The sequence below is a fragment of the Streptomyces sp. NPDC053432 genome, from assembly GCF_055585365.1.
This window is the reverse complement of the sequence record NZ_JBVJKF010000004.1, coordinates 351,940-377,430: the sequence shown is the minus strand read 5'-3', so window position 1 is coordinate 377,430 and position 25,491 is coordinate 351,940. Positions and strand designations below refer to the sequence as shown.

Annotated in this window: 34 protein-coding genes and 1 tRNA gene; 25 read left to right on the top strand and 10 right to left on the bottom strand. The window is 71.9% G+C overall.

Going from position 1 to position 25,491, the window contains the following annotated elements:
• Positions 1 to 48: 48 nt before the first annotated feature.
• Positions 49 to 537 (bottom strand): MarR family winged helix-turn-helix transcriptional regulator, encoded by a 489-nt coding sequence (locus ACZ6Y1_RS10095; RefSeq protein WP_469625615.1) that lies wholly within the window; start codon positions 535 to 537, stop codon positions 49 to 51.
• Positions 538 to 657: 120 nt separating this feature from the next.
• Between ACZ6Y1_RS10095 and ACZ6Y1_RS10090 the strand changes: the two genes are divergently transcribed.
• The 3 genes from ACZ6Y1_RS10090 (at position 658) to ACZ6Y1_RS10080 (ending at position 2,969) form a co-directional block, all read left to right on the top strand.
• Positions 658 to 1,500: an NAD(P)H-binding protein gene (locus ACZ6Y1_RS10090; protein ID WP_469625613.1), complete on the top strand. Its 843-nt coding sequence runs from the start codon at positions 658 to 660 to the stop codon at positions 1,498 to 1,500.
• Positions 1,501 to 1,568: 68 nt separating this feature from the next.
• The gene (locus ACZ6Y1_RS10085) at positions 1,569 to 1,985 is read left to right on the top strand and encodes a MarR family winged helix-turn-helix transcriptional regulator (protein ID WP_469625610.1); all 417 of its coding nucleotides are present in this window, start codon (positions 1,569 to 1,571) and stop codon (positions 1,983 to 1,985) included.
• A gap of 285 nt (positions 1,986 to 2,270) precedes the next feature.
• A complete protein-coding gene (locus ACZ6Y1_RS10080; RefSeq protein ID WP_469625608.1) occupies positions 2,271 to 2,969 on the top strand; it encodes a scabin-related ADP-ribosyltransferase in 699 nt (232 codons plus the stop codon).
• On the opposite strand, the gene ACZ6Y1_RS10075 is transcribed toward ACZ6Y1_RS10080, so the two are convergent.
• Both ACZ6Y1_RS10075 and ACZ6Y1_RS10070 read right to left on the bottom strand, forming a co-directional pair.
• On the bottom strand, positions 2,959 to 3,306 hold the full coding sequence (locus ACZ6Y1_RS10075) for a DoxX family protein (protein WP_469625606.1): 348 nt from the start codon (positions 3,304 to 3,306) through the stop codon (positions 2,959 to 2,961). The two genes, ACZ6Y1_RS10080 and ACZ6Y1_RS10075, sit on opposite strands and share 11 nt — an antisense overlap.
• 155 nt (positions 3,307 to 3,461) lie before the next feature.
• The gene (locus ACZ6Y1_RS10070) at positions 3,462 to 3,881 is read right to left on the bottom strand and encodes a TOBE domain-containing protein (RefSeq protein ID WP_469625599.1); all 420 of its coding nucleotides are present in this window, start codon (positions 3,879 to 3,881) and stop codon (positions 3,462 to 3,464) included.
• A gap of 230 nt (positions 3,882 to 4,111) precedes the next feature.
• Here ACZ6Y1_RS10070 and ACZ6Y1_RS10065 point away from each other — a divergent pair, with 230 nt between their 5' ends.
• Complete coding sequence (locus ACZ6Y1_RS10065) at positions 4,112 to 4,561, top strand: hypothetical protein (protein ID WP_469625594.1); 450 nt, start codon at positions 4,112 to 4,114, stop codon at positions 4,559 to 4,561.
• 13 nt (positions 4,562 to 4,574) lie between these two features.
• Complete coding sequence (locus ACZ6Y1_RS10060) at positions 4,575 to 5,192, top strand: DinB family protein (protein ID WP_469625590.1); 618 nt, start codon at positions 4,575 to 4,577, stop codon at positions 5,190 to 5,192.
• Positions 5,193 to 5,201: 9 nt separating this feature from the next.
• Here ACZ6Y1_RS10060 and ACZ6Y1_RS10055 read toward each other — a convergent pair whose 3' ends face one another.
• Positions 5,202 to 5,675, bottom strand: a complete 474-nt coding sequence (locus tag ACZ6Y1_RS10055) for a carboxymuconolactone decarboxylase family protein (RefSeq protein ID WP_469625588.1) — start codon at positions 5,673 to 5,675, stop codon at positions 5,202 to 5,204.
• 61 nt (positions 5,676 to 5,736) lie between these two features.
• On the opposite strand from ACZ6Y1_RS10055, the gene ACZ6Y1_RS10050 reads away from it, so the two are divergent.
• From ACZ6Y1_RS10050 to ACZ6Y1_RS10035, 4 genes are all read left to right on the top strand, one after another.
• Positions 5,737 to 6,093, top strand: coding sequence for a hypothetical protein (locus ACZ6Y1_RS10050; RefSeq protein ID WP_469625586.1), 357 nt, complete (start codon positions 5,737 to 5,739; stop codon positions 6,091 to 6,093).
• 89 nt (positions 6,094 to 6,182) lie between these two features.
• On the top strand, positions 6,183 to 6,683 hold the full coding sequence (locus tag ACZ6Y1_RS10045) for a MarR family winged helix-turn-helix transcriptional regulator (RefSeq protein ID WP_469625584.1): 501 nt from the start codon (positions 6,183 to 6,185) through the stop codon (positions 6,681 to 6,683).
• 22 nt (positions 6,684 to 6,705) lie between these two features.
• Positions 6,706 to 7,116: a nuclear transport factor 2 family protein gene (locus ACZ6Y1_RS10040; RefSeq protein WP_469625582.1), complete on the top strand. Its 411-nt coding sequence runs from the start codon at positions 6,706 to 6,708 to the stop codon at positions 7,114 to 7,116.
• A 3-nt stretch (positions 7,117 to 7,119) separates the two neighbouring features.
• Positions 7,120 to 7,914: an inositol monophosphatase family protein gene (locus ACZ6Y1_RS10035; RefSeq protein ID WP_469625579.1), complete on the top strand. Its 795-nt coding sequence runs from the start codon at positions 7,120 to 7,122 to the stop codon at positions 7,912 to 7,914.
• Between the two features lie 225 nt (positions 7,915 to 8,139).
• Here ACZ6Y1_RS10035 and ACZ6Y1_RS10030 read toward each other — a convergent pair whose 3' ends face one another.
• On the bottom strand, positions 8,140 to 8,940 hold the full coding sequence (locus ACZ6Y1_RS10030) for a VOC family protein (RefSeq protein WP_469625577.1): 801 nt from the start codon (positions 8,938 to 8,940) through the stop codon (positions 8,140 to 8,142).
• A 109-nt stretch (positions 8,941 to 9,049) separates the two neighbouring features.
• On the opposite strand from ACZ6Y1_RS10030, the gene ACZ6Y1_RS10025 reads away from it, so the two are divergent.
• Together ACZ6Y1_RS10025 and ACZ6Y1_RS10020 are read left to right on the top strand one after the other, a co-directional pair.
• Positions 9,050 to 9,646, top strand: coding sequence for an HhH-GPD-type base excision DNA repair protein (locus ACZ6Y1_RS10025; RefSeq protein ID WP_469625575.1), 597 nt, complete (start codon positions 9,050 to 9,052; stop codon positions 9,644 to 9,646).
• Positions 9,647 to 9,835: 189 nt separating this feature from the next.
• The gene (locus ACZ6Y1_RS10020; RefSeq protein WP_469625573.1) at positions 9,836 to 10,309 is read left to right on the top strand and encodes a cupin domain-containing protein; all 474 of its coding nucleotides are present in this window, start codon (positions 9,836 to 9,838) and stop codon (positions 10,307 to 10,309) included.
• Here ACZ6Y1_RS10020 and opcA read toward each other — a convergent pair.
• On the bottom strand, positions 10,258 to 11,190 hold the full coding sequence (opcA, locus tag ACZ6Y1_RS10015; RefSeq protein ID WP_469625571.1) for a glucose-6-phosphate dehydrogenase assembly protein OpcA: 933 nt from the start codon (positions 11,188 to 11,190) through the stop codon (positions 10,258 to 10,260). The two genes, ACZ6Y1_RS10020 and opcA, sit on opposite strands and share 52 nt — an antisense overlap.
• Positions 11,191 to 11,321: 131 nt before the next feature.
• Complete coding sequence (locus ACZ6Y1_RS10010) at positions 11,322 to 12,941, bottom strand: helicase HerA-like domain-containing protein (protein WP_469625569.1); 1,620 nt, start codon at positions 12,939 to 12,941, stop codon at positions 11,322 to 11,324.
• Between the two features lie 88 nt (positions 12,942 to 13,029).
• Here ACZ6Y1_RS10010 and ACZ6Y1_RS10005 point away from each other — a divergent pair, with 88 nt between their 5' ends.
• Both ACZ6Y1_RS10005 and ACZ6Y1_RS10000 read left to right on the top strand, forming a co-directional pair.
• Positions 13,030 to 13,326, top strand: coding sequence for a type II toxin-antitoxin system VapB family antitoxin (locus tag ACZ6Y1_RS10005; RefSeq protein WP_008740979.1), 297 nt, complete (start codon positions 13,030 to 13,032; stop codon positions 13,324 to 13,326).
• A gap of 94 nt (positions 13,327 to 13,420) precedes the next feature.
• Positions 13,421 to 14,074, top strand: coding sequence for a LytR C-terminal domain-containing protein (locus tag ACZ6Y1_RS10000; protein ID WP_469625567.1), 654 nt, complete (start codon positions 13,421 to 13,423; stop codon positions 14,072 to 14,074).
• Positions 14,075 to 14,096: 22 nt separating this feature from the next.
• Here ACZ6Y1_RS10000 and upp read toward each other — a convergent pair whose 3' ends face one another.
• Positions 14,097 to 14,732, bottom strand: a complete 636-nt coding sequence (upp, locus tag ACZ6Y1_RS09995; protein WP_469625565.1) for a uracil phosphoribosyltransferase — start codon at positions 14,730 to 14,732, stop codon at positions 14,097 to 14,099.
• Between the two features lie 184 nt (positions 14,733 to 14,916).
• Here upp and ACZ6Y1_RS09990 point away from each other — a divergent pair, with 184 nt between their 5' ends.
• The 10 genes from ACZ6Y1_RS09990 to ACZ6Y1_RS09945 all read left to right on the top strand — a co-directional run bounded on the left by ACZ6Y1_RS09990 (position 14,917) and on the right by ACZ6Y1_RS09945 (position 22,066).
• Positions 14,917 to 15,861 carry a universal stress protein gene (locus ACZ6Y1_RS09990; protein WP_469625563.1) on the top strand — a complete coding sequence of 315 codons (945 nt, stop codon included), beginning with the start codon at positions 14,917 to 14,919 and terminating at the stop codon, positions 15,859 to 15,861.
• Positions 15,862 to 15,991: 130 nt separating this feature from the next.
• Positions 15,992 to 16,189 (top strand): hypothetical protein, encoded by a 198-nt coding sequence (locus ACZ6Y1_RS09985; RefSeq protein WP_469625560.1) that lies wholly within the window; start codon positions 15,992 to 15,994, stop codon positions 16,187 to 16,189.
• A 328-nt stretch (positions 16,190 to 16,517) separates the two neighbouring features.
• Positions 16,518 to 17,066 (top strand): tRNA adenosine deaminase-associated protein, encoded by a 549-nt coding sequence (locus tag ACZ6Y1_RS09980; protein WP_469625558.1) that lies wholly within the window; start codon positions 16,518 to 16,520, stop codon positions 17,064 to 17,066.
• A gap of 8 nt (positions 17,067 to 17,074) precedes the next feature.
• Entirely contained in the window at positions 17,075 to 17,554 is a 480-nt protein-coding gene (gene tadA / locus ACZ6Y1_RS09975) for a tRNA adenosine(34) deaminase TadA (RefSeq protein WP_469625748.1), read from the top strand.
• A gap of 78 nt (positions 17,555 to 17,632) precedes the next feature.
• A tRNA-Ser gene (locus ACZ6Y1_RS09970) sits at positions 17,633 to 17,717 on the top strand.
• Positions 17,718 to 17,953: 236 nt separating this feature from the next.
• Entirely contained in the window at positions 17,954 to 18,283 is a 330-nt protein-coding gene (locus ACZ6Y1_RS09965) for a hypothetical protein (protein ID WP_469625556.1), read from the top strand.
• A gap of 402 nt (positions 18,284 to 18,685) precedes the next feature.
• The gene (locus ACZ6Y1_RS09960; RefSeq protein ID WP_365172386.1) at positions 18,686 to 18,847 is read left to right on the top strand and encodes a hypothetical protein; all 162 of its coding nucleotides are present in this window, start codon (positions 18,686 to 18,688) and stop codon (positions 18,845 to 18,847) included.
• Between the two features lie 238 nt (positions 18,848 to 19,085).
• On the top strand, positions 19,086 to 20,117 hold the full coding sequence (locus ACZ6Y1_RS09955; RefSeq protein ID WP_469625553.1) for an RNA polymerase sigma factor SigF: 1,032 nt from the start codon (positions 19,086 to 19,088) through the stop codon (positions 20,115 to 20,117).
• 231 nt (positions 20,118 to 20,348) lie between these two features.
• Positions 20,349 to 21,194, top strand: coding sequence for an RNA polymerase sigma factor SigF (locus tag ACZ6Y1_RS09950; RefSeq protein ID WP_469625551.1), 846 nt, complete (start codon positions 20,349 to 20,351; stop codon positions 21,192 to 21,194).
• 71 nt (positions 21,195 to 21,265) lie between these two features.
• Positions 21,266 to 22,066: a hypothetical protein gene (locus ACZ6Y1_RS09945; RefSeq protein ID WP_469625548.1), complete on the top strand. Its 801-nt coding sequence runs from the start codon at positions 21,266 to 21,268 to the stop codon at positions 22,064 to 22,066.
• Between the two features lie 289 nt (positions 22,067 to 22,355).
• On the opposite strand, the gene ACZ6Y1_RS09940 is transcribed toward ACZ6Y1_RS09945, so the two are convergent.
• On the bottom strand, positions 22,356 to 22,595 hold the full coding sequence (locus ACZ6Y1_RS09940) for a hypothetical protein (protein WP_469625546.1): 240 nt from the start codon (positions 22,593 to 22,595) through the stop codon (positions 22,356 to 22,358).
• 118 nt (positions 22,596 to 22,713) lie between these two features.
• On the opposite strand from ACZ6Y1_RS09940, the gene ACZ6Y1_RS09935 reads away from it, so the two are divergent.
• The gene (locus tag ACZ6Y1_RS09935) at positions 22,714 to 23,133 is read left to right on the top strand and encodes a MarR family winged helix-turn-helix transcriptional regulator (RefSeq protein ID WP_469625544.1); all 420 of its coding nucleotides are present in this window, start codon (positions 22,714 to 22,716) and stop codon (positions 23,131 to 23,133) included.
• 98 nt (positions 23,134 to 23,231) lie between these two features.
• Positions 23,232 to 24,812, top strand: coding sequence for an MDR family MFS transporter (locus ACZ6Y1_RS09930; protein WP_469625746.1), 1,581 nt, complete (start codon positions 23,232 to 23,234; stop codon positions 24,810 to 24,812).
• Here ACZ6Y1_RS09930 and ACZ6Y1_RS09925 read toward each other — a convergent pair.
• Positions 24,809 to 25,423 carry a TetR/AcrR family transcriptional regulator gene (locus tag ACZ6Y1_RS09925; protein WP_469625543.1) on the bottom strand — a complete coding sequence of 205 codons (615 nt, stop codon included), beginning with the start codon at positions 25,421 to 25,423 and terminating at the stop codon, positions 24,809 to 24,811. The genes ACZ6Y1_RS09930 and ACZ6Y1_RS09925 overlap by 4 nt on opposite strands.
• Between the last annotated feature and the right edge of the window lie 68 nt (positions 25,424 to 25,491).

The window sequence follows — 25,491 nt, the reverse complement described above, 5'->3', positions numbered from 1 at the left end:
GGAGCGGACGGCGGCGCCCGTCGGCGCCGCCGTCGGACCCCCGGTGCGTCAGCGACGCCGGAGCGCTTCCTGCGAGGCGACGTACTTCAGCATCAGGCGGGCCAGGTCGAGGCGGTCGCGCTCCGACCAGTCCGCAGTGATGTAGTCGTACGCCGCGCGCTGGTGGCGGCGGAAACGGGCCATCAGTTCCTCGCCCTCGGGGCTGAGGTGGAGCACCGTACGGCGGCCGTCGCGCTGGGAGGCGGCGCGGACCAGGTAGCCGGCGGAGATGCAGTCGGACACCATGCGGCTGGCCACGGAGGGGTCCGTGCCCAGGTGTTCGGCCACGCCTCCGACGGTGACCTCGCGCGCTTCGTCGTCCCCCGGGCCTCCCGCGCCCCCGGCCTCCAGGACCACGTTCAGGACCAGGGTGCGGCTGAGGTCCTTCTGGGAGATCGGGTTCTCGACCTCCAGGAGCGAGGAGCGCCGCAGTTTCCCGAAGGCCGGGCCGACGGCGTTCAGCAGTTCCTCCGCCGTTTCCGGGTCGTACTTCGTCATGACCTCAGCCTACCTATGTGACGGCATGAAGACATGTGTTGACGTGAAAACGTGTGCATGTAAGCATGCATATGCAAGTCGACAAGAAAATGTCTCAGAGACCCCGTTCCGGAGGTTCCCTTGACCGTCCTCATCACCGGCGCCCGCGGCCGGATCGGCGGCGCCGTCCTCGCCCGCCTGCACTCCGCCGGCGTGACCGTCCGCGCCGCCAGCGCCGACCCCGACGGACTGACCGTCCCGGACGGCGTGGAGGCCGTACGGCTCGTCCTCGACCGCCCGGAGACCTTCGAGGCCGCGCTCGCCGGCGTCCGGCAGGTCTTCCTCTACCCTCAGCCGTCCGGCGTCCACGAGCTGGTCAAGGCCGCCGAGGCCGCCGGCGTCGAGCACGTCGTCCTGCTCTCCTCGTCCTCCGTGGCCGGCCCGGACGCCGAGAGCGACCCGCTCGCGAGCCACAGCCTCACGGTCGAGCGCGCCCTCGCCGGCTCGGAGCTCACCTGCACCTTCCTGCGCCCGGACGCCTTCGCCAGCAACTCCCTGGCCTGGGCCCGGTCCATCAGCCGGGGCGAGCCGGTCCGGCTCGCCCACCCCGACGCGCACATCGCACCCATCCACCCCGAGGACATCGCCGACATCGCCGTCGAGGCGCTGGCCGACGACTCCCTCACCGGCCGCACCCTCACCCTCACCGGCGCCGAGTCGCTGACCTTCCGCGAGCAGCTCGCCGTCCTCGCCGAGGCCATCGGCCGCCCGATCCCCGTCGAACGGATCACCCGCGCCGAGGCCGAGCTGCAGATGGGCGCCCACATGCCCGCCCATGTCGTCGGCTCGCTCCTCGACCTGTGGGAGGCCGCCTGCCAGGGCCCCGCCACCGTCGCCGACACCACCGCCACCCTCCTCGGCCGCCCCGCGCGCACCTTCCGTCAGTGGGCCGAGGAGAACTCCGCCGCCTTCGCCGGGCACTGACACCCTCACGGGATCCCATGTCCGGGGCCTCGGCCCCTGCCACCCCGCACCCGGAACGGAATCGCGACATGAAACCGATCGGCTACTGGCTGAACCGCACCGACAAGGCCCTCACCGCCCGGATGGACGCCGCCCTCGCCGGCTTCGGCCTCACCCGGCTCGCCTGGCAGGTCCTGAACGTCCTCGCGGACGGCCCGGAGGCCACCGACGCCTCCGTACGGGACTTCCTCGCCGCCAACGCCCCCGTCGACGCACTGGCCGACGCCATCGCGACGGTCGTCCGCGACGGCTGGGCGGCCCGCCCCGGGCCGGGCCGCCTGACCCTCACCGAGGACGGGCGCACCCGCCTGGCGGAGGTCGCCGAGCGGGTCGACGCGTTCCGCGCCCTGTCGGCGCGCGGCATCTCCGACGAGGAGTACCGCATCGCCGTCGGCGTCCTGGAGCGCATGGCGCTCAACCTGGAGCCGGCCACCCCGCCCGGCTAGGCCTGGCCAAGCCTGGACGGCCGTACCCACCTGCCCGCCTGCCCCCGGGCCCCCTCGGCGCGGTCCTGCCCGCGATCCTCCTCGTGACCCCGCTGCTCCTGGGCCCGGTTTCGCGTACGGCCACTTCGTCCAGCGGCTGCCGCTGACGAGGGGGGGTTCGATGGCAGCGGGCCCGCGCAACCGCCGACACTCGTCCGGGTGATCACCTTCCGTCGGCCTCGATCCGGGGTAGGACATCTCGCTATAAAAGGGCCCGTCATGTTGATCAACTGATGGGCTCTCACCATGCTGAAGGCCGCTCTTCAGGTCCTCGCCGCCGCCTCACTCGCCACCGCCGCCGCCATCGCACCCGCCGCCGCCGCGCCCTCGCTCCCGGCGCCGGCGCCCGACACCGGACCCTGCGGCCCGGTCGCCGAGTTCGACGCGTGGGACTGGTTCAGCACCACGACCAACCCGTTCATCGCCTACGCCGTCGAGGCCGCGGCGAAGTCCGAGAACTGGCACTGGCGCGTCGACGACAACACCCTGTGGCGCGGCGACACCCGGGAGAACGTCGAGGAGCTCTTCCGCACCGGATTCACCCCGCGCGGCGACCAGTTGACCCCGCTCGCCGAATACATCGTCAAGGGCGGCGGCCAGACCAGCGCCCACCTCAGCACCAGCTGCGAGAAGTGGGTGGCCGAGAAGTTCGCCACCTACGGCAGCGCCAGGACGGGCTGGGTGTACGAGATCGAGGCGCCCGGCGGCATCGACGTGAACTCCACCGCCTGGGCGAACGACTACAGCTCCCCGTACCTGTGGAACAAGGAGATCGACTTCCCCGGCGGGGTCGAGGGCCGGTTCATCAAGCAGGCCTGCAAGATCCACCTGACCGGCACCGACCCGGTGACCAAGGTCAACACGTACGAAAACCTCGGCTGCAAGAGCAACCGAGGTTTCGCGCCCTTCCGCACCGCGGACCAGCCGGCGGCGCTCAGCCGCTGAAGCCGAGCGACAGGGCCACCACCGCGGGGGCCGCGTACATGACCGGGAAGACGGCGTGAGCGTACGCCTTGGCCCGGAAGGTCGTGATCACGGCCCCCGCGAAGTACAGGGCGATGCCGACCGCCGCCGCGACCCCGATCAGCGGGACGAAGATCCCGACCACCAGACCCACCGCACCCGCCGCCTTCGCCGCACCCAGGAACGTCCAGATCGACTCCGGAACCCCGTACTCCTTCAACGGCCCGACCACGAACTCGGCCCTGGCGAACACCGAGTAGGCCGAGAATCCGACCATCAGCGCACCGACCAGAGCGAAAACGACAGCGGTGGTGGACATCCGAGCTCCCCTCGGGCGGGCCCCGGAGCGCTGCCCGCCCGGTCGTGTTTCCCGCCTGCTTCACTCCACTGACCCGCCGCCGGACGGGAGTGTGACAGGGCGGCCGAAGTTTTTTCCGGAGCCCTGGGCGGGGCCGGCCCGCGACGTCAGCGCGGTCAGGCGGTCGCGAGCGAGACCTCGGTGGCCTTGATCAGCACGGTGACGGGCGACCCGGCGGCCAGCCCGAGGGACTCGACGGCGTCGGCGGTGATGGCGGCGGTCAGGGCGCCCCCGTTCACGTCGACCTTGACGGACGCCATGGCGGGCCCGGCGGACACGTCGGTGACCGTCCCGGCGATCTGGTTGCGAATGGAGATCCCGTCCACCGGCGCGGTGGCGAGGGCGACGTCGGTGGCCTTGACGAGCGCCTTGACCGCGGCCCCTTCGGAGAGGCCGAGCTCCTTCACGGCGTCGACGGTGACGGCGGCGGTGACGTCCTGCCCGCCGTCCAGCCGGACCTTGACCGTCGCCATGGCCTCACCTGCGGTGACGGCGGTGACGGTGCCGGCGATCTGGTTGCGGATGCTCAGGCTCATACGTGGTACGACCTCTTGTGCGGGGACGGAGCGGCGACTTCGTGCGGGCCGGTGAGGAACCGCACGGATCGACCGTATGCCGCGCCGCCCTGACGCACCCTCACCCCATCGCATCCGCCCACCCGAACCACCCGGTCGGCTGGTGGATGCCGTCGAGCCCGGCGGGAGGAACCGGGCGGCCACCCGAAATCCCGTAGGTCGCGAACAGATCTGCGAGTAGCCTCCCGGGCGTGAAGCAGACCTGGGCACTCGTCGCAGTGTGGGCCGCGGTGTTCGCGGGCGTGGGCTGGCTGGCCTGGAAGGCCGTCGGCATGGCGACGGACGACGAGCTCGCCGCGACCCGGAAGCCGGCGTCCTGCGCCGAGGCCATGCACTTCGCGGACCGGCCCGGACTGCCGGCCGGCGCGCACGACGCCACGTGCGAGGCGATGATCTCGCGCGACGCCTCCTACGACGTCGAATTCCGCATCGCCCGAACCGACTTCGAGACCTGGCTGGCCGCCACCTACCCGGGCACCGCCCTCGGCTCGGACTACTGCCACCCCGACACCGTCGACGCCTGCGCCCACGTCGATCTGAAGCCGCCCGCCGTCGGCGGTGCGATGGCGGTCGACATCACCGTGCGGTACGAGGGCGACGGCAGGACCGCCCTCGTGCACTTCCAGCCCTTCGACGTCTGACAGGAGCCGTCCCGTGACCACCCCGCCCCGCCTGACCCCGCTGCTCGACCAGTTCGACTTCGCCGCCACCCGCCTCGCCGACCGCCTCTCGGGGCCCGTCATGGACAGCGGCGACGGCTCGGACACCAAGGTCGGCCCGATGACGGACGAGGAGTACCTCTGGGAGCCGGTCCCGGACTGCTGGTCCATACGACGGCACGCCGACGGCCCCGGTGCCCGGGCCGGCTTCCTGGCCGGCGCCGGCGACTGGGGCCGCGACGCGGCGGCGTACCCGCACCCGTGGCCGCCGCCGTTCACCACGATCGCGTGGCGCCTGAGCCACCTCACCGAGATGCTGACCCTCCGCGCCGACCACACGGCGGGCACCCGCACCCTGACCAGGGACGACTATCACGCCCAGGGCACGGCCGCGGGGGCGGTGACCGCCTTCGCCACCGCCACCACGGCCTGGCGCCGTGCCCTGCTGAGCGTCGACGAGGCCGCCCTGGACACCGTCGGGTACTGCACCTACCCGCACGGCGGCGACGCGGAGGAGCCCTTCATCGACATCGCGTGGTGGGTCAACCAGGAACTCCTCCACCACGGAGCGGAGATCGCCCTCCTGCGCGACCTGTACCGGTCCGGCAGGTGACGCGACCGGTCAGTGGAACTGGCCCGGCCGGTAGTCGCCGGCGGGCACCTGAAGCATGACGTTCAGGCGGTTGAAGGTGTTCATCATGGCGATCAGGATCATGAGGGCCGCCAGCTGGTCCTCGTCGTAGTGCTTGGCCGCGTTCTCCCACACCTCGTCCGGCACGCCTCCGGCGCCGTCCGCGATGCGGGTGCCCTGCTCGGTCAGTTCCAGCGCGGCGCGCTCGGCCTCGGTGAACACCGTCGCCTCCCGCCAGGCAGCGACCAGGTGGAGGCGTACCGCGCTCTCCCCGGCGGCGGTCGCGTCCTTGGTGTGCATGTCGATACAGGCACTGCACCCGTTGATCTGGCTCGCACGCAGCGCCACGAGTTCCTGCGTGGCGGCCGGCAGCGTGGAGCCCTTGATCGCCATGCCCGCCGCCATGAAGTGCTTCATGACCTTGCTCGCGGTCGCGTTGCCGAAGATGTCCAGTCGGGGACCCATGGTCTTCTCCTCTGCCGTTCTCGGTGGCTACGACCCTCAAGACACCGCTGTCCGGGAGGCTGTGACAGGTCGCCGATGTGACCTGGGTCCCAGGATCGGGGGAGCGGATTCGCCCGCGCACTTCACCGTGGTCGGCAACCACCTCGCCCAGCACGGCGGGTTGTCGCTCACCGCGACCGGACTCGCCGCGTACATCCGGTCGGTGCCAGGTGGGACGCGGATCGGCGTCAAGAAGCCGGCCGGCCGGTTCACCGAGGGTGAGATCCGAGTCGCCTCCGCGCTGCGTGAGTCGGCACTGACCTCGGCCCAACTGCCGCCGCTGCTCGGGCCGGTGCACCGCGCGCACGGCCACACACCGCCGCCGAGTCGCCCGACCGGCTGCCGGCCGGCCCTGGCGGTAGGCCCCTTGCCGAAGTAACGTACTGCTTCATAATGAAGCACGTACATAATTCGGAACCCGCCCAGGACGCCGACGGTCTTCTCTACGACCCAGGTGTCCGCGACTCCATGAGAGCGTTCGCGGCGGGCGGTGACACCCTCGCCCTGGAGACCGCCGCGGCCGTGCGGTCCGCCTCGCAGGCGGTCGACCGGCTGCGTTCGCAGGGTGCCGGAGGACGCGGCCTCAGCGCGGGGGCGCTCGACGTCCTCGCGCGGCTCGGTACGTCCGCCGACGAGGGGCTGAGCATCGGCGAGCTGGCCCGCGCGGCAGGCGTGAGCTCCCGCAACGTCACCGGCCTGGTCGACACGCTCGAACGGGACGGACTGGCCCAGCGGATCCAGGACCGGCACGACCGCCGGTCGGTGCGGGCCAGGATCACGCCCGCCGGACGCGACTGGCTGGACGCCTTCCGGCAGCCGACCCAGCGCGCCATGACCGCCGTCTTCCAGGGCTTCACCGAAGACGACCTCGCCCGCTTCCGCGACCTGTGCCTGCGCGTGGTGCGGAACCAGCAACGCATCGAGGAATTCCTGGGCACGGCCCGGCAGGACCGGCCGCCCGCCTCCTGAACCGACGACGACGGAGCACCACATGACCACCGACACCGCGACCGATCCCGTTGCCACGACCCGGCACACCGTCAGGGCCTATCACGAGGCCCGCTTCCGGGGAGACGTCGCCGCGGCCGCCGCCCTGATCGGCGAAGGCTTCGGCTTCCGGAGCCCGTTCATCACCTCCGGGAGCCCGACCGGCCATCTTGACGGCCTGGACGGGCTCCTCGGCATCGTCACGGGCGTCGAGCTGATCAGTGAGCTGTACGGCGAGACGCAGGCCGTCCTGGTCTACGACGTCCACACCACGCCGGCCGTCGGCATCACCCAGCACACGGCCGAGCACTTCCGGCTGCGAGACGGCCTGGTCACCTCGATCGACCTGATCTTCGACTCCGCCCCCTGGCAGGCCCTCATGGCCGCAGCAGGCCCGACTCACCACGAGGAATGAGAAGTGACGCACTCCTACCAGGGACTCGACGACACCGCAGTCGCGACAGCCGCGGCTCAGGCCGGTGCGGACGTGGTCCGGGGGATGTACGGCCGGCGGCTGGACCGGATCGACAAGGGTGCCGGGGACTTCGCCACCGCCGCCGACGTGCAGGCCGAGGAGGCGATCCTCGACGTCATCCGGGCCGCCCGTCCGGACGACGCGGTGCTCGGCGAGGAGGGCGGGCAGCGGGGTGGCGGCGGGGGCGGGCGGCAGTGGCTGGTGGATCCCCTGTGCGGCACGCTGAACTACGCCGTCGGCACCATGCTGGTGGCCGTCAACGTGGCCCTGCTCGGCGGCGCGGCGGCCGTGGCCGACCCGTTCGGCGGCGAGGTGTTCGCCACGGACGGCCAGGCCGCCTGGGTGCGCCGGGAAGGGGTCGCGGACGAGCCGCTGGAGCCCTCCTCCGCCAGCCGGCTGGTGGACGTGAACCTCGATCCGCCGTTCCCCGGCGCTCCCGGTTTCCGGGCCGTGGAACTGCTGGGTCACCCCGGGTTCGTCGAGCGCTTCCGCCCGCGCGTGGGTTCCACGACCCTGGCGCTGGCGTGGGTCGCGGCGGGCAAGCGCGCCGCGTACGTCACCGACGGCGGGGACCTCTCCGGGAGCGTCCACTTCGCCGCGGGCATCGCCCTGTGCCGGGCCGCGGGCTGCGTGGTCAGCGGGATCGACGGCGCCCCGCTCGGGGAGGCGGGCCGCGGACTCGTCGTGGCCGCGGACGCCGGAACCCACGAGCTGCTGATGTCTCTGATCACCGGTTGAGGTGGCGGTTCGTTTCTGCGGTGAAACGGCTCCGGCATACGGGTGAAGACGGGATCAGAAACCTGTTCGGCGGCGCCTCCCGGCCGGTATTCCTCCATCAGTGATCAAGCACATCACCGGCACCAGCAGCTGAGACCCGCACCCCCCACACCCCCGTGCCCCTGGCGTGAATCCCCGGCAGGGGCACGGGCATGCGTACGGGCATGCGTACGGAAGCCGGGACCGTCACTCGAACCTCGGCATCTCACCGACCGTCGTCGCCGTGTCGATCACCGCGAAGGCCGCACCCTGCGGGTCCGTCACCGCCGCGAACCGGCCGAACGGGCTGTCCATCGGGCCGAAGTGCAGCTTTCCGCCGAGCGCCTGGGTCTTCGCGACCGCCTCGTCGCAGTCCGGGACGGCGAAGTAGACCTGGATGTAGGACGGGATCTCGGGCGGGAACTCGTCGCCCATCGGCATCCGGCCGATGACCGGGTTCCCGGGGCCGCCGACGCTGAAGACCTTGTAGTCCATCCCGGAGTCGCCCGGATCCATCTGCTGGACGCCGTACGGGAAGACCTTCGGCAGGAACGCGTCCGCCTCGGCCGCGTCGCGGGTGAAGACCTCGGCCCAGGCGAACGACCCGTTCTCGCCCATCTTCTCGAAGCCCTTGTGTTCTCCCGGCTGCCAGACGCCGAAGACGGCCCCGCTCGGCTCCTTCGCGATCAGCATCGTGCCGAACGTGCCGACCTGCATCGGGCCCATCAGCACCTCGCCGCCCGCCGCCGTGACCTTCGCGGCGGTGGCCGCCGCATCGGGCGAGGCGAAGTACAGACACCACTGCGAGGGCGCCTCCACCCCCGGCATCGGCGGGACGACGGCGGCCACGGCCTTCCCGTCGGAATACGCCTGCGTGTAATTGCCGTACTCGCTGCTGGCATCCCCGAAGGTCCAGCCCAGTACATCGCCGTAGAAGGACTTGGCGCCCTCCACATCGGCGAACATCGCGTCCACCCAGCACGGCGCGCCTTCGGTGAACTCAACCATGATCGATCGACTCCTCGGCTTGCTCTTCGACTGTCCGACTGCACGAACCACGCTAGGGGCGGGGTCCGACAACCGCGCGGGAAGCGCGCCCACGGGGGACCCTGAAGCCATGGACAACGACATCACCATCCGGCTCGCGCAGCAGCCCGAGGCAGACGCGCTGCTCACCCGGAGCCCGCTCGCCGCGCTGGTCGGAATGCTGCTGGACCAGCAGGTGCCGATGGAGTGGGCGTTCTCGGGGCCGTGGACGATCGCCCAGCGGCTGGGCGGCGACGATCTGGACGCGCACGAGATCGCCTCCTACGACCCCGATGCCTTCGCCGCCCTGCTCTCGGAGAAGCCGGCCGTGCACCGCTATCCGGGTTCGATGGCGAAGCGGATCCAGCAGCTGTGCGCGTACCTCGTCGAGCACTACGAAGGGGACGCGGCGGCCGTCTGGGCCGACGCGGGGACGGGCGCGGAGCTGCTCAAGCGGCTGAAGGCGCTGCCCGGCTTCGGGGAGCAGAAGGCACAGATCTTCCTGGCGCTGCTGGGCAAGCGGCTGGGGGTGCGGCCGAAGGGCTGGCGGGAAGCGGCGGGCGGCTACGGAGAGGCGAACGTCTACCGGTCGGCGGCGGACATCACGGGCCCGGAGTCGCTGGCCAGAGTACGGGCGCACAAGCAGGAGGTGAAGGCCGCGGCCAAGGCCTCGCGGGGCGGCGCGTGAATCCGGACTCGCGGACCGGCGCCCCGGGCACCGGCGGGCCTCCCGGGGATCCGCCCCGGACCCCGGACCCCCGAGCCCCGGACGTCGGCGGGGTTGGACACGGCCACTGCCGGATCCCGGAATTGACCGGTCCAGCGGGGCACTGATTGACCCCTGTAGCCGGTCTATCCCGGCCGTAGGTTAGGGGACATGACAGAGATCGCGACCCGCGCCGCCACCGCCGAAGCCATCCACGACGCCCCCGGCAGCCTCATCACGCTGCTCACGGACACCGCCGAACTCACCTGCAACACCGCCACCTTCGACGAGGGCGCCGCCGGGGCCCCGGTGCACTTCCACACCAGGGCCACCGAGTTCTTCCACGTCACCGCGGGCCGGCTCGACGTCCTCGTCGGCGACGGGATCCAGACCCTGGAAGCCGGCGACTTCATCGCGATCCCGCCGGGCGTGAAGCACGCCTTCGCCCCGGCCGCCGGGCACACCGCGAGCGTCTTCGTCGGCTTCACGCCCGGCATGGGCCGGTTCGAGTACTACCGGCTCCTCGGCCGGGTCAACGCGGGCGAGGCCACCGTGCAGGACATCAAGGACAGCTCGGCGACCTACGACAATCACTACGCGGAGAGCGCCGCCTGGAGCGGTCGCCGCCGCAGCGCGGAGCCGTAGACCACGTCGGCGTCGAGCCGGCGCAGCTCCTCCGAGATCAGTTCGGCGTTGTCGCGGATCTTCAGGGCCACCTTGCGGTCGACGCTCCCCGGCAGCACCAGCGTGGCCAGCGCGCCCGCGGGTCGGTCGACCCGGATCTCGCCGCCGGTGGTGCGCAGGGTGACCCGGGTGATGACCGGCCCGGGGCTCTCCACCCGCTCCACCGGCACCCCGAGCCGGTCCTCCAGCCAGCGGGCCAGCAGCTCGGCGCTCACGTTGTCGGCCTCGCTCTCCACCGTCGCGCCGGTCACCGGCAGCGGCTTCTGGTCGAGCGCGGCGGCCAGCAGCGCCCGCCACTGGGTCAGCCGCGTCCAGGCCAGGTCGGTGTCGCCGGGCTGGTAGCCCGCGGCCCGCTCGTCGAGCACGGCCACCGGGTCCGAGGCGGCCGCCGCGTCGGTGATCCGGCGCTGCGCGAGCGCGCCCAGCGGGTCCCCCGCCAGGTCGGCGGGGGCGTCGGCCGGCCACCACGCCACCACGGGCGCGTCCGGCACGAGCAGCGGCAGCACGACCGAGGCGGTGTGCTCGGTCAGGGCGCCGTGCAGCCGCAGCATCACTATCTCCCCGGTGCCGGCGTCGGTGCCGACCCGCAGTTCGGCATCCATGCGGGTCGCCCGGAGCGTGAGCGGGCCGCGCGAGACCCGCTTGATCACCGCGATGATGCGGCACGGGTGCTCCCGGGAGGCCTCCGAGGCCGCGCGCACGGCGTCGTACGCGTTCTCCTCGTCGGTGACGACGACGAGGGTCAGCACCAGCCCCATGGTGGGGCTGCCTATGGCCCGGCGGGCTTCGAGCAGGGCCCGGTTGACCTTGCTGGAGGTGGTGTCGGTGAGTTCGGTCCGCATACGACGAGTCTGTCAGCGAGGACCCGCGCAGCGGCAATCGGTTCGCTCGACTCCGCCTCGAACCGACGCCCGGACCCGCGGTGCCGCGAGCCGCGGTACCGCGAGCCGCGACGCCCCGACGCTCGGCGTGCTCATCGCCGCCGCCGGGCCGTGCCGAAGACCGAGCGGGAGATCTCCCGGCCCAGCTGGGTGCCGACCGACCGGGCCAGGGAGCGGAACAGCCCGCTGCCCAGGACCTGTTCGGTCAGTGACGGCTCCGGCTCGGGTGCGCGGCGCGCCGCCCGTGCCGCCTCCTTCTCGGCTTCTTTCGCCCGCTTCTCCGCCTCCGCGGCGGCGGCCGCCGCCTCCGCCTCGGCCTCGGCGGCGGCCTGTTCGGCGCTGATCTTCTCGTACGCCGACTCCCGGTCGACCGGTTCCGCGTAACGCGGCCACAGTGGTGAGGACTTCACGGCCCGGTCCAGCGCCGCCGCGTCGACCGGCCCCATCAGGGACTGCGGGGCGCGCAGCCTGGTCGCCGCCACCGGGGTGGGGGCGCCCCTCTCGCTGAGCACGGTGACGACGGCCTCGCCGGTGCCCAGACCGGTGAGCAGCTCCTCCAGGTCGTAGGGGGAGTTGGGGAAGGTCTTCACGGTCGCCTTCAGCGCCTTGGCGTCGTCGGGGGTGAAGGCGCGCAGCGCGTGCTGCACGCGGTTGCCGAGCTGGCCGAGCACGTCGGCCGGTACGTCCTTGGGCGTCTGGGTCACGAAGAACACGCCGACGCCCTTGGAGCGGATGAGGCGGACGGTCTGGGTGATGGAGGCGAGGAAGGCCTTCGAGGCGCCGCTGAAGAGCAGGTGGGCCTCGTCGAAGAAGAAGACGAGCTTGGGCCTCTCCAGGTCGCCGACCTCCGGCAGGCCGGTGTAGAGGTCGGCGAGCAGCCACATCAGGAAGGTGGAGAAGAGCTGCGGCTTGTCCTGGACGGCCGGGAGCTCCAGCAGGGAGACGGTGCCGCGGCCGTCGGCGGCCGTGCGCAGGAACTCGCCGGTGTCGAACTCGGGCTCGCCGAAGAACTCCGAGGCGCCCTGCTGCTCGAAGGCGGTCAGCGCCCGCAGGATCACGCCGGCGGTCACGGTGGACAGTCCGCCGATGCCCTTCAGCTCGGGTTTTCCCTTGTCGGAGACGAGGAAGGCGACGACCGCGCGCAGGTCCTTGAGGTCGATCAGCTCCAGGCCCTTGGAGTCGGCGTAGTGGAAGATCAGGCCGAGCGACTGTTCCTGCGTCTGGTTGAGCTGGAGCACCTTCGACAGCAGGACCGGGCCGAAGCCGGTGACGGTGGAGCGGACCGGGATCCCGGGGCCGATGCCGCCGAGCGAGTAGAACTCGCAGGGCTGTCCGGCGGGTTCCCACCGCTGTCCGACCTCGCGGGCCCGTTCGGCGACCTTCTCGCCCGGCTCACCGGGCGCGGAGATCCCGGAGACGTCTCCCTTGATGTCCGCGAGGAAGACGGGTACGCCTTGGGCGGACAACTGCTCGGCGATCAGCTGGAGCGTCTTGGTCTTGCCGGTGCCGGTGGCGCCCGCGACGAGACCGTGCCGGTTGAGCATCGACAGGGGGATGCGGATCTGCCGTTCCGGCAGGCAGGACCCGTCCCAGAGCAGGGCTCCCAGGTCGAGCGCCGGTCCTGTGAAGGCGTATCCGGCGGCGATCTGCGCGGCCGGTCCGGCCTGCTCGGCATGGTCCGCCGGGACGGCGGCGTCGGTGCTCTCGCTCATGCATCACTCCAGGAATAGCCCTGTTTGACACTTTTGCACCAACGTCGCGAGGCTGCGCCCGCAGCCACGGGCCCGGTAGGCTTTCCGTGTGATCTTCAAGCGCATCGGAAGCGGACGGCCGTACCCCGACCACGGCAGGGAAACCACCCGGCAGTGGGCGGACGTCGCCCCGCGCCCGGTCCGGCTGGACCAGCTCGTGACGACCAAGGGACAGCTGGACCTGGAGACGCTGCTCGCCGAGGACTCCACCTTCTACGGCGACCTCTTCGCGCACGTCGTGAAGTGGCAGGGCGACCTCTACCTGGAGGACGGGCTGCACCGCGCCGTGCGCGCGGCCCTCCAGCAGCGCCAGGTGCTGCACGCGCGCGTCCTCGAAATGGACTGACCGCTTCGCGGCGGATTGCGCCTTTCGGGTCTCGATTGACCTATCAGCAGATCATTTAGTGGGCATCGCCCCCGGGCGGCACTACGCTGCGCCCATGAGCATGCTCACTCCCCCCGGCATGGGCGGAAAGTACCGCGTCACGGGAGCCGCCTACCCTCGCATGAGCCGTAAGCGGAGCCGTCGTCGGATCGTCCTCGCCGTGTTCGGCTCGGTCCTCGCGCTCGCCCTGCTCGGCTATGGAGCCCTGCAGCTCATCGACGTGTTCCAGGGCGACACCGCCAAACGGAACGCGGCCGCGGCCGCCGAGGACTGCAAGAAGAAGGCGGCCGCCGCCGCCAAGGGCGGCCCCGGCGCCGCCTCGCCGAAACCGGCGGTCGTCCTCCCGCAGCCCGGCCAGATCACCGTCAACGTCTACAACGCGACCCCGCGCGCCGGCCTCGCCAAGGCCGTCGGCGACGAACTGCAGAAGCGCGGCTTCGTCATCGGGAAGGTGGGCAACGCCCCCGCCGACTTCGACAAGAAGGTCCCCGGCGCCGGGATACTGCTGGGTTCCCCCACCACCGACAAGGCCGCCTACTCCGTACTCGGCGCGCAGCTCGCCGGCGCCACCCAGCAGACCGACACCCGCGAGGGCGCGGACATCGACCTGATCCTGGGCGACGCCTTCACGGAGCTGACCAAGAAGGAGGACGCGGACAAGGCGCTGGCCCTGCTGGCCAACCCCGCGCCCGCGCCCGTCAAGTGCTGAACCGGTAGCCCGGCCGGGCGGCCTACTCGGCCGAGCCGTACATGCGGTCGCCCGCGTCGCCCAGCCCCGGCACGATGTAGCCGTGCTCGTTGAGCCGCTCGTCGACCGCGGCCGTCACCACCGTCACCGGCGTGCCCGCCAGCTCGCGCTCCATGATCTCCACGCCCTCCGGCGCGGCCAGCAGCACCACGGCCGTCACGTCGTCGGCGCCGCGCTTGATCAGCTCCTGGATCGCGGCGACCAGCGTGCCGCCGGTGGCGAGCATCGGGTCGACGACGTAGACCTGGCGGCCCGAGAGGTCCTCGGGCATGCGCGTGGCGTACGTGGAGGCCTCCAGGGTCTCCTCGTTGCGGACCATGCCCAGGAAGCCCACCTCGGCCGTCGGCAGCAGCCGCACCATGCCGTCGAGCATGCCGAGGCCGGCCCGCAGGATCGGCACGACCAGCGGACGCGGGTGCGAGAGCTTCACGCCGGTCGTGGGAGCCACCGGGGTCTCGATGTCGGCCTGCTCGGTCCGCACGTCGCGCGTGGCCTCGTACGCGAGCAGGGTCACGAGCTCGTCGGCGAGCCGACGGAACGTGGGCGAGTCGGTGCGCTTGTCGCGCAGGGTCGTGAGCTTGTGCGCCACCAAGGGGTGATCGACTACCTGCAAACGCACAACATCCTCCAAATTCGGCCTGCGACCTGCAAAAACGGCCGCGAGACGCGACCCACACCCAAAAGGCTACGCGCTGACGGGGCCCGTTCGCGCCCTCGCCCGGCCGCCCTGCGGCCGCACTCCCGGCCCGGCCACCCGGGCGGCCCCGGATGCGGACCGGCCGCACGCCCCGCAGGCTGGACTGATGACGCAGGCACCCGTGATCGCAGCCGTCGACGGATCCGAACACAGCCTCAAGGCCCTGGAATGGGCACGGGCCGCGGCCCTCCGGCACGGAACGGAGCTGCTGATCGCCCATGTCCTGCCCGACGAGGCCCAGTTGTATGCCGGCCGCCGGTCCTCGCTTCACGACGCCTCGGAGCCGGAGGAGTACACCGACCCCGTGAACGAGCGGATCCGGGCCCTGCTGGGCAGCAGCGGCGGCGAGCTGCCCGCGGGGGTCCGGTACGAGTCGCTGGAGGGCTCCGTCCCCGAGGCCCTGCGCGTGATCGGCTCGGAGGCCATGATGCTGGTCATGGGCTCCCGCGGCCGCGGGGGCTTCGCCAGCCTGCTGCTGGGCTCGAACAGCCGGGCCGTGGCGTCCGTGGCGCCCTGCCCGGTCGTGGTGGTCCCGCACGCGGAGCGTGCCGCGGAAGCCGGGGCGGAGGAGTCGGCGGGGCGGGTCGTGCTCGGCCTGCACGCCTCCGAGACCCCCGACGACGTACTGGCCTTCGCCTTCGCGGAGGCCGCCGCGCGGGGGACCGCCGTCCAGGTGGTCTCCGCGTACGTCGTCCCGCCCGCGCCGACCATGGTGGTGGACGCCCCCTTCGTGGTGATCCCGCCCGAGGGGCTGCCGGAGGACGGGGAGGACGCCGTACCGGCCGAGCTGGAGATGCTGCGCTCCCAGACGGAGCGGCTGGCGCCCTTCCGGACCCTGTATCCGGACGTCCCCGTCGAGCAGGCCGCCGTCCCCGGCGACCCGGCGGGCCGGCTCGTCACGGCCTCCCGGTCGGCGGCCCTGATCGTCGTCGGCCGCCACCATCCCAGGCGCACGGCCCTGTCCCTCCGGATCGGCTCGGTGGCGCACGCGGTGCTGCACCACGCCCACGGCCCGGTGGCGGTCGTCCCGACCCTCACGGAGGACTCCTGACCGCGCCTGCGGCCCTCCCCTGGCCCTCCCCCCGCTGACCCACTTGACCTGCACTTGGGTGGCATCAAACGGACTGTTCGGGGGAAGGTGGGTGCGAGGGGGACGACCGACCAGCACGGGGTGGTGGCCGATGCCCGAAACGCAGCCGAGCGACGACACGGCGGAACCGGCGGAATCCGCGGAGACCGCCGCGCAGCGCCGAGCGCGCCGCGCCCAGTTCCTGCGCGACCTGATGGAGGCCCGGGCCCTGCGCGACCGGGTCCAGCCCCGCCGCGCCCGCGCGGCCCGCATGCGCCAGCAGATGCGCATGCGCACCTTCCGCTGGTAGCTCGCTCCCGCCCTCCGGTGGTGGATCCTGGCCCCTCCGGCGTTTGGGGAGCGGGGCCCGGGGCAGGGCCCGGGGAGGGCGCCGCACCCGAGGCCGACACGCCCCGGCGGGGAGCCCGTACGACCCCCGCAGTGAGGCGCCACGGCACGACGCAAGCGCGGAAGACCTCTCGCAAAGCCGCCGTTTCTGCCACGATGCCGATTGGGCGGGGCACGGACGGCACCGCAGCAGCACCGCAGCACCGCACGACGCACCACCGCCGTTCCGCCCCAACCTCCGGCCGGGGGGACCTCCAACCGGCACACCTAAGACCAGTGGGAGAGTCACGGTGTACTTCGCCGCACTGCTCGCGCGCACCGAAGACGGGTGGGAAGCGAGCGACATGGAACTCGACGACGTCGAGTCCCTCAGTGATCTGATCGATCTCGCCCGTTCCGCCGCTGTCGACGACGACACGGTGGTCGCCCTCATCGAGCAGGAGGACGCCTGGTTCGGCGTCGTCCGCGTGGACGGCGAGGAGGACCCGCGGTACTTCGTATCGAACGCCGCCGCGGCCGCCCGCAGCTCCTACGGCTCGATGCTGACCAAAGAGCTGCTGGGCAACGACGAGGAGGACGACGAACTCGACGAACTCGACCTGGACGGCACCGAGGACGGCGAGGAGGACTCCGTGTCCGCCTTCGCGGACGAGGACGCCGACGAGGACGAGGCGGTCAGGAGCGGCTCCGAGCCGGCCCCGGCCGGTCCGCTCGGCGACCCCCGGCTGCTGGACGACCTCGGGGTCACCAACAAGCAGCTCATGACCCTCGACGGGGACGCCCTCTCGGAGATCGCCGAGTCCCTCGGCGCCACCGAGGTCCTGGAGGCCGTCCGCTAGTGATCCACATGCAGTACGCGCACACCCCGGATCCCGTACGGGATCCCTGGCGGGACTCCATGCGCCTCGCGCTCCAGGAGGCCGCCCTGGCGGTGCCGGCCGGCGATGTGCCGGTCGGCGCCGTCGTGCTCGGCCCGACGGGGGAGCTCCTCGCCACGGGCCACAACGAGCGCGAGGCGACCGGCGACCCGACCGCGCACGCCGAGGTCGTCGCGCTGCGGCGGGCGGCGGCCGCGCTCGGGGAGTGGCGCCTTCCGGGGTGCACGCTCGTGGTGACCCTGGAACCGTGCGTGATGTGCGCGGGCGCGCTCGTGCAGTCGCGCGTCGCCCGGGTCGTCTACGGCGCGGACGACGACAAGGCGGGCGCCGCGGGCTCGCTGTGGGACCTCGTACGGGACCGCAGGCTCAACCACCGGCCGGAGGTGGTCCGGGGTGTCCTCGCGGAGGAGTGCGCCCGGCAGCTGACGGACTTCTTCCGCACCCTTTGATCCTGGTTTCACCTGGTTCGGCAGGCTCTCCGGACGCCGATTTCAGAGGATGCCGCTCCGTAGGCTAGGATCCATCTCGGTAGTGTGTCCGAGTGGCCGAAGGAGCTCGCCTCGAAAGCGAGTATGGGGCAACCCATCGGGGGTTCAAATCCCTCCACTACCGCTCTGACCGAGAGCCCCGCCCCGCAAGGGACGGGGCTCTCGGCGTACTCCGGGCCGCATCCCACACCGCCCGGCACACCCGGCGCCCACCGAATCCGGCCCCGCGGACGTTCGATGCGCGGGGTCCGGGGCAGAGCCCCGGCAGCGGCGCCGCACCCGTCCACGGCCCGCGCCCCGGGAGGAGCCGCCGACCTGTCCGGAGGACAGCGGTCACGCCGCTGTCCGGAGGACACCGGCGTGACCGCCCGCCCGCTCGGCCGTTGTCACGGCATGACCAAGACCCAGCGCATGCTCGCCGCCATCGCCCTCGCGGGGGCCGCCGCGGGCCTCGCCGCTCCCACCGCCTCCGCCGCGGACGCCCCGATCTCACCGCTCTCCCTCCCCGACCTGCCGACGGCCGCCCCCGGCATGCCGTCCGGCGCACAGCCCGCCTCCGTCCAGGAGATCGGCGCGAAGCTCAGCGAGGGCGCGAACCAGCTCAACCAGCTGATGGAGCTGCCCAACCAGCTGGCGCCCGTCATCGCCCCCGTACAGCCCATCGCCGACCTGGCCGGCGGCATCGAGTAGGGCACGCAGAACGGCGGGCGCGGGACGGGCGCAGGACGCGCACAACGCGCACACGAAGAAGGCCCCGACCGCGGGGGCCGGGACCTTCGACGTGTGGGACGGGGGAAGTGGCATCGGGGGGACAAGCCACTTCCCCCGTTGAGGACGGAACCTGCCAGTCCGGGCCGCAGTCAGGGGGAAGCTTGCGGCCCGGACCCCGCAGTGAGGCCCTGTCCCTCACCCACCGGTTTCCTGCCAGAACCGGTGGGCTCCCCACAAGCATGCGCCCCGCCCTGCCGCCTCCCGAGCGGCAAAGGACCCGTCCCACCGGGTCATTGGTCCTTAAAGGACAGGTGAGTGCCCAATCCTGACCGGTTAGACTCACCCGACTCACAAAGGACCGGTTGGGGAGGCCGTGCGCCCGTGGACACCAAGAAGCTCATCACGAGCGCCCTGACCGTCTTCGTCCTCTTCGTCATCATCACCCAGCCGAAGAGGGCCGCCGAGATCGTGGAAATCGGCTTCCAGGGGATATCGGACGCGGCCTCCGGCATCGGCGAGTTCATGACCGAACTGGTGCGCTGACCCGTACGCTGAACCGGTTCCCGGACTTCCGGCCCCCCACTCCGACGGGTGGGGGTTTTTTGCGTACCTGCAGCCGGATGGAATGCCACGATATGCCCAACTTGCCCTCAACACGGCGATATACGGTGCTTGCACACAGTGCACATCTCTTGTGATGCTATGACCGCTTTTGACGGATGCGTTGACTGAAGTTGACTGAAGGGGTGGCGTGACCGTGCCGGCCAGTACAGCGCCTCAGGTGCCCCCTCAGCAGGACCCTCAGCAGGGCACCCACCAACCCCACCCGTCCCACCAGCCGCACCAGGACCCCCAGGTCCCGCCACAGCAGGACGAGCCCCCGACACCGCCCCCGGCGGCCATGCAGGGTGCCGTCCCTGGGGCCGTCCACGGGACCGCCCCAGGGACCACTTCGGGGATCGCCCCGGGGGCCACCCCGGGGGCCACCCTGGAGGCGCCCACGCCCCCGCCTCCGCACGCACCCACACCCGGTGCGCAGCGGACGCAGAGCCGGGGCGCGGACACCCGGGCCCTCACCCAGGTCCTCTTCGGGCAGCTGAAGGCCCTGGAACCGGGCACCAGCGAGCACAACCGGGTGCGCGGGGCCCTCATCGAGGCCAACCTCCCCCTCGTCCGCTACGCGGCCGCCCGCTTCCGCAGCCGCAACGAGCCGATGGAGGACGTGGTCCAGGTCGGCACCATCGGCCTGATCAACGCCATCGACCGCTTCGACCCGGACCGGGGCGTGCAGTTCCCGACCTTCGCGATGCCGACCGTCGTGGGCGAGATCAAACGATACTTCCGCGACAACGTCCGAACCGTGCACGTCCCGCGCCGCCTCCACGAGCTGTGGGTGCAGGTCAACGCGGCCACCGAGGACCTCACCACCCTCCACGGCCGCACCCCGACCACCCCCGAGATCGCCGAGCGTCTGCGCATCACCGAGGACGAGGTGCTGTCCTGCATCGAGGCGGGGCGGAGCTACCACGCGACCTCGCTGGAGGCGGCCCAGGAGGGCGACGGGATGCCCGGGCTGCTCGACCGCCTCGGGTACGAGGACCCCGAGCTGGCCGGGGTCGAGCACCGGGACCTCGTACGCCATCTCCTCGTACAACTGCCCGAGCGCGAACAGCGGATCCTGCTCCTGCGGTACTACAACAATCTGACGCAGTCCCAGATCAGCGCCGAGCTGGGCGTTTCCCAGATGCACGTCTCCCGGCTGCTCGCCCGCAGCTTCGCCCGACTGAGATCCGCAAACAGGATCGAGGCGTAACCGGAACGGGTGTAGATCATCCCCCCGTTTTCCTGACAGAACCGGCCGATCCCCTTCTGACCTGTTCTGTCGCTGGAGACATATGTCGACATGACGCTACAGCGCGTTGCCGACATGTGACATTCTGCTGGAACCGCGTTTGCCGCAGCCCCGCCTCCGGTATTCAGGTGGAGGCTGCGTTCCTCCGACGGGCGCGCAGTACGCGACCGTCCGCGACCTCAAGGGGGTGGCATGTCCGAAGACCAGGGCAGCTCCAAGGTGCTCACGCTCGTCAAGAGCGCCGCGCCGCAGCCGGCAGTGTCCAACCGCTCGGAAGCCATCGACACCCGCACTCTCTCCCGCTCCCTCTTCCAGCGACTTGCCACCCTGGACCTGGACAGCCCCGAACGGGCCTACGTACGCGACACCCTGATCGAGCTGAACCTGCCGCTCGTGCGGTACGCGGCGGCCCGCTTCCGCAGCCGCAACGAGCCGATGGAGGACATCGTCCAGGTCGGCACGATCGGCCTGATCAAGGCGATCGACCGGTTCGACTGCGAACGCGGCGTGGAGTTCCCGACGTTCGCGATGCCGACGGTCGTGGGCGAGATCAAACGATTCTTTCGGGACACCTCCTGGTCCGTCCGCGTCCCGCGCCGCCTCCAGGAGCTGCGCCTCGCGCTGACCAAGGCCAGCGACGAGCTCGCGCAGAAGCTGGACCGGTCGCCGACCGTGCCGGAGCTCGCCGCCGTGCTCGGCGTCTCGGAGGAGGACGTCGTCGACGGCCTTGCCGTCGGCAACGCGTACACCGCCTCCTCGCTCGACTCGCCCTCACCCGAGGACGAGGGTGGCGAGGGCTCGCTCGCGGACCGCCTCGGTTACGAGGACACCGCGCTCGAGGGCGTCGAGTACCGCGAGTCCCTCAAGCCGCTGCTCGCCAAACTCCCGCCCAGGGAACGGCAGATCATCATGTTGAGGTTCTTCGCGAACATGACCCAGTCGCAGATCGGCGAGGAGGTCGGCATCTCCCAGATGCACGTCTCGCGGCTGCTGACGCGGACGCTGGCGCAGCTGCGCGCGGGTCTCATCGGAGAGTGACGCGGGCCCGACCCGCGCCCCAATGGGCCGTTCGGGTTCCCAATTGACGGAACGTCAGTAAAACTGGCGCGATGCGAACGGGATCCCGTACGGCCACCCCGGCCGCCCTCCTCGCCCTGTGCTGCTGCACGGCCGTCGCCGCCCTCACCGGCTGCGGGGGCCCGGCGCGGGACGGGTACGTTGCCGTGGGCGCCGCCGCCCCCGGCCCCGAGCGGGGGGCCGGCGAGAACGTGGCACCGCAGGGCGCCGTGGAGTTCCAGCAGCTCGGCGGCCCGTCGGCGGCGGGCGACGCCTCCGTCTCCGCCGGCACGTCGGCGAGTACGTCGGCGAGTACGTCGGCCGGCGCGTCCGCCGGTACGACGGCCGGCCCGGTGGGGTCCGGGTACCCCGGCGGCTCGGTCCCGGGCGGAGCGGCACCCGTCGGCCCCGGAGGCGCCGCGGGCACCCCCGGCCAGGGTTCGGCCACCACCGCGCCCGGCACTCCGTCGGGGCCGGGGAGCACCCCCGGGCCGGGTGGGGGCACACCGACGGAGCCGGGCACGACGCCTCCGCCACCGCCCACGACCCCCGCGAAGCTCACGCTGTCCACGCCGACCCGGTCGGCCGCGGGCGACCGCTGGTGCGAGCGGGTCACCGTCACCTTCACCAACACCGGCACCACGGCGACCCGTTCGGGCACGGTGAGCTTCGCGACCCACATCATCGGCGCCCTCGGCGTCGACTGGGCCACGATCACCACCACCCAGCCCCTGCCCGCGCCCATCGCCGGCGGCAGCTCGAAGAGCCAGACCTACACGGTGTGCGTGGAGGCCTGGCGGGTGCCGCTGGGCATGCACGTGGAGACCCAGAAGGTCACGGCCACCTGGAACTGAGACCGGGCGCGGGGCTTTGAGCGCCTCGGGGCTTCGACTGCCCGGAGCCCGCCCCGGGGCCGCGAGGGCCTGGGGCCCGCCTCGGGGCCGCGAGGGCCTGGGGCCCGCCCCGGGGCCATAAGGGCCCGGGCTCCGGTTCCGCGGCCTTGGCGCCCCGGGGCCCGGTTCCGGGCTCCGAGCGCCTCCGGACCCGGAGCCCGGCTGAACACCTCCGGACCCCGGAGCCCGGCCGAACGCCTCGGGGCCTGCAGGGCCGCTCACCCGCGGTGCCGCCGGCTCAGGGCGGCCGTTACTTCAGGACGACCCAGGCAGCCGCGGCGATCACGACGACGAGCGCGATCACCAGCGCGATCTTCGCGGCCGGGGACCCCGACTGCGCCTGCGCCTGCCCCTCGCGGCGCTGCCTGCGGGAGCCCGCACCCGTCGGCGAGACCGGCGCGGCCTCCTCCACGAACGCCCGGAACATCTGAGTGCTGCCCGCGGGGTCGTAGTCGCCCTCGGGGCCCTGTGAGTTGTGGTTCGCAGCCATGGGTCAGGACCCTAGCGGGTTTTCCGATTCCTTTACCGCCCCACCCCCGAATTCATTTGCCTGTAGCAACCATCCGCTTCTATGGTTGCTTGAAGCAACAAGATGGGGAGGGCGTGCGGTGACCACCACCACTCGGTACGAGGAGCTGGCCCGCCGGCTCACCGGGATCGGCGCGGTCAAGCGCGACCTCGCCCGCGCCCTGCCCCCCGACTGCCCGCCGGGCGCGGCCGCCGTCCTCACCGTCCTCGACCGGCACGGCGAGATGCGGCTGAGCCGGCTGACCGAGCTCATGGCCGTCGACATCTCCGTGACCAGCCGGCACGTCACGCACGTCGCCGAACGCGGCTGGATCGCGCGGGAGGCCGACCCGGGGGACGGGCGCTGCCGGATCCTGCGGCTCACCCCGTCCGGGCGCGCGCTCCTCGCCGAGCTCGGAGCCCGGTACACGGCCGCGCTGGAAAGAGCGCTGGCCGACTGGTCCGCCGAGGACATCGACGTACTCAACACCCTGCTGGCCCGACTCCGATCGAGCTTCTAGACCGAAGGAAACACATGGCCACGACGGAGAAGCCGACAGGCGGCACGTCCATCACCGCCTCCGGCGCCGAACCCGCCGCCTCCCACAACACCCCGTCCATGACCCACCCACAGATCATGAAGGCGCTGTCCGGGCTGATGCTCGGCATGTTCGTGGCGATCCTGTCCTCGACGATCGTCTCCAACGCCCTGCCCCAGATCATCAGCGACCTCGGCGGCACCCAGTCCTCCTACACCTGGGTCGTCACCGCCGCCCTGCTGTCGATGACGGCGGCGACCCCGTTGTGGGGCAAGCTGTCCGACCTCTTCAGCAAGAAGCTGCTGGTCCAGATATCCCTGGTGATCTACGTCCTCGGCTCCGTGGTCGCCGGCCTGTCCCAGAACACCGGCACGCTCATCGCCTGCCGCGTGGTCCAGGGCATCGGCGTCGGCGGTCTGTCCGCGCTCGCCCAGATCGTGATGGCGGCGATGATCTCCCCGCGCGAGCGCGGCCGGTACAGCGGCTACCTCGGCGCGGTCTTCGCCGTCGCCACCGTCGGCGGCCCGCTGCTCGGCGGCGTCATCACCGACACCGACTGGCTGGGCTGGCGCTGGTGCTTCTACGTCGGCGTGCCCTTCGCGGTGATCGCGCTGATCGTGCTCCAGCGGACGCTGCACCTGCCCGTCGTCCGGCGTGACGTCAAGGTCGACTGGCTGGGCGCCTTCCTGATCAGCGGCGCCGTCTCGCTGCTGCTGATCTGGGTCACCCAGGCCGGCGGCTCCTACGAGTGGATCTCCTGGCAGACCTGGACGATGACCGGCGGCGCGGTGCTGCTCGGCCTGCTCTTCGTCCTCGTCGAGTCCCGTGCGAGCGACCCGATCATCCCGCTGCGGCTGTTCCGCAACAAGACCATCAGCCTCGCCTCGGCGGCCTCCCTCTTCGTGGGCATCGCGATGTTCTCGGGGACCGTGTTTTTCAGCCAGTTCTTCCAGTTGGCCCGTGGCGAGTCCCCCACGATGTCCGGAATCCTCACGATTCCGATGATCGGCGGACTCTTCGTCTCCTCCACCGTTTCCGGTCAGGTGATCACCAAGACCGGTAGGTGGAAGGCCTGGCTGGTCTCCGGCGGCGTCCTGCTGACGGCCGGCCTGGGCCTGCTCGGCACCCTGCGCTACGACACGCCGTACTGGCACATCGCGATCTACATGGCGCTGACCGGCCTCGGCCTCGGCATGATGATGCAGAACCTGGTCCTCGCCACCCAGAACCAGGTGGCTCCCGAGGACCTGGGCGCCGCCAGCTCGGTCGTGACGTTCTTCCGCTCGCTCGGCGGTGCGATGGGCGTCTCGGCGCTGGGCGCCGTGATGGCCAACCGGGTGACGCACTACGTCCAGGACGGGATCGCCGCGCTCGGCCCGAAGGCTGCGGCGGCCATGGGCCAGGGCGGCACCGCCGGTGGCGGGATCCCCGACCTCGACAAGCTCCCCGCGCCGATCCGCACGGTCGTCGAGTCCTCGTACGGGCACGGCGTGGGCGACGTCTTCCTCTACGCAGCCCCGTTCGCGCTGCTCTCCCTGGTGCTGGTGCTCTTCATCAAGGAGGTCGCGCTGAAGTCGAAGCCGGCCGCCCACGCCCCGGCCGCGGCCTCGCAGGACCCCTCGCCCGCTCCGGCCGAAGCCGGAACGACGGTCAAGGCCTAAGCGGCGGCCTTCGCCTCGATTCCCGCGATCAGGACGTCGAGCGCGAGGCAGAAGTCCCCCTCGGGCGCCCGCCGGACCGTGCCACCGCAGCCGTGCAGGAACTGCGAGACGGCCAGGTGGGCGCCGGTCCGGGCGGCGCCCACCAGGCCGGTCGCGTCCAGCAGCCGCTGGATGTCGGCGTCGAAGGCCCGGGCGTGCGGGCCGATGTTCGGGTAGGCGGCGGTGAGCGGAGCCACCCAGGGGTGGTCCGCCAGGACCCGCCGGTAGCCGCGGGCCAGTGCCCGCAGCCGGCCGGCCCAGCCGTCGGACGCGTCCGGCCCGGCCGGGGGCTCGAGCTCGCCGAGGGCGCTGTCCAGGGCGAGTTCGAGCAGATCGTGCTTGGTGTCCACGTACCAGTACAGGGACATGGCGGTGACCCCGAGCCCGGCGGCCAGCCGCCGCATCGAGAACCTGGCCAGCCCGTCGCTGTCGAGCAGCCGTACGGTGGCGGCGGTGATCCGTTCGCGGTCCAGCCCGGAGGGTGCCTCGCTGCGGCGTCTTGCCGGTGCGGCCGACCTGCCGGCCAGCCACACGCTGGCCCGGACATCACCGGAATCGGCCGCGGTCATCATGGAGGCACCCTCCTCATGACAGGTGGTACAGCCCGGAATGCCCGGTCCGTCCTGTCGATGCTAGGGGG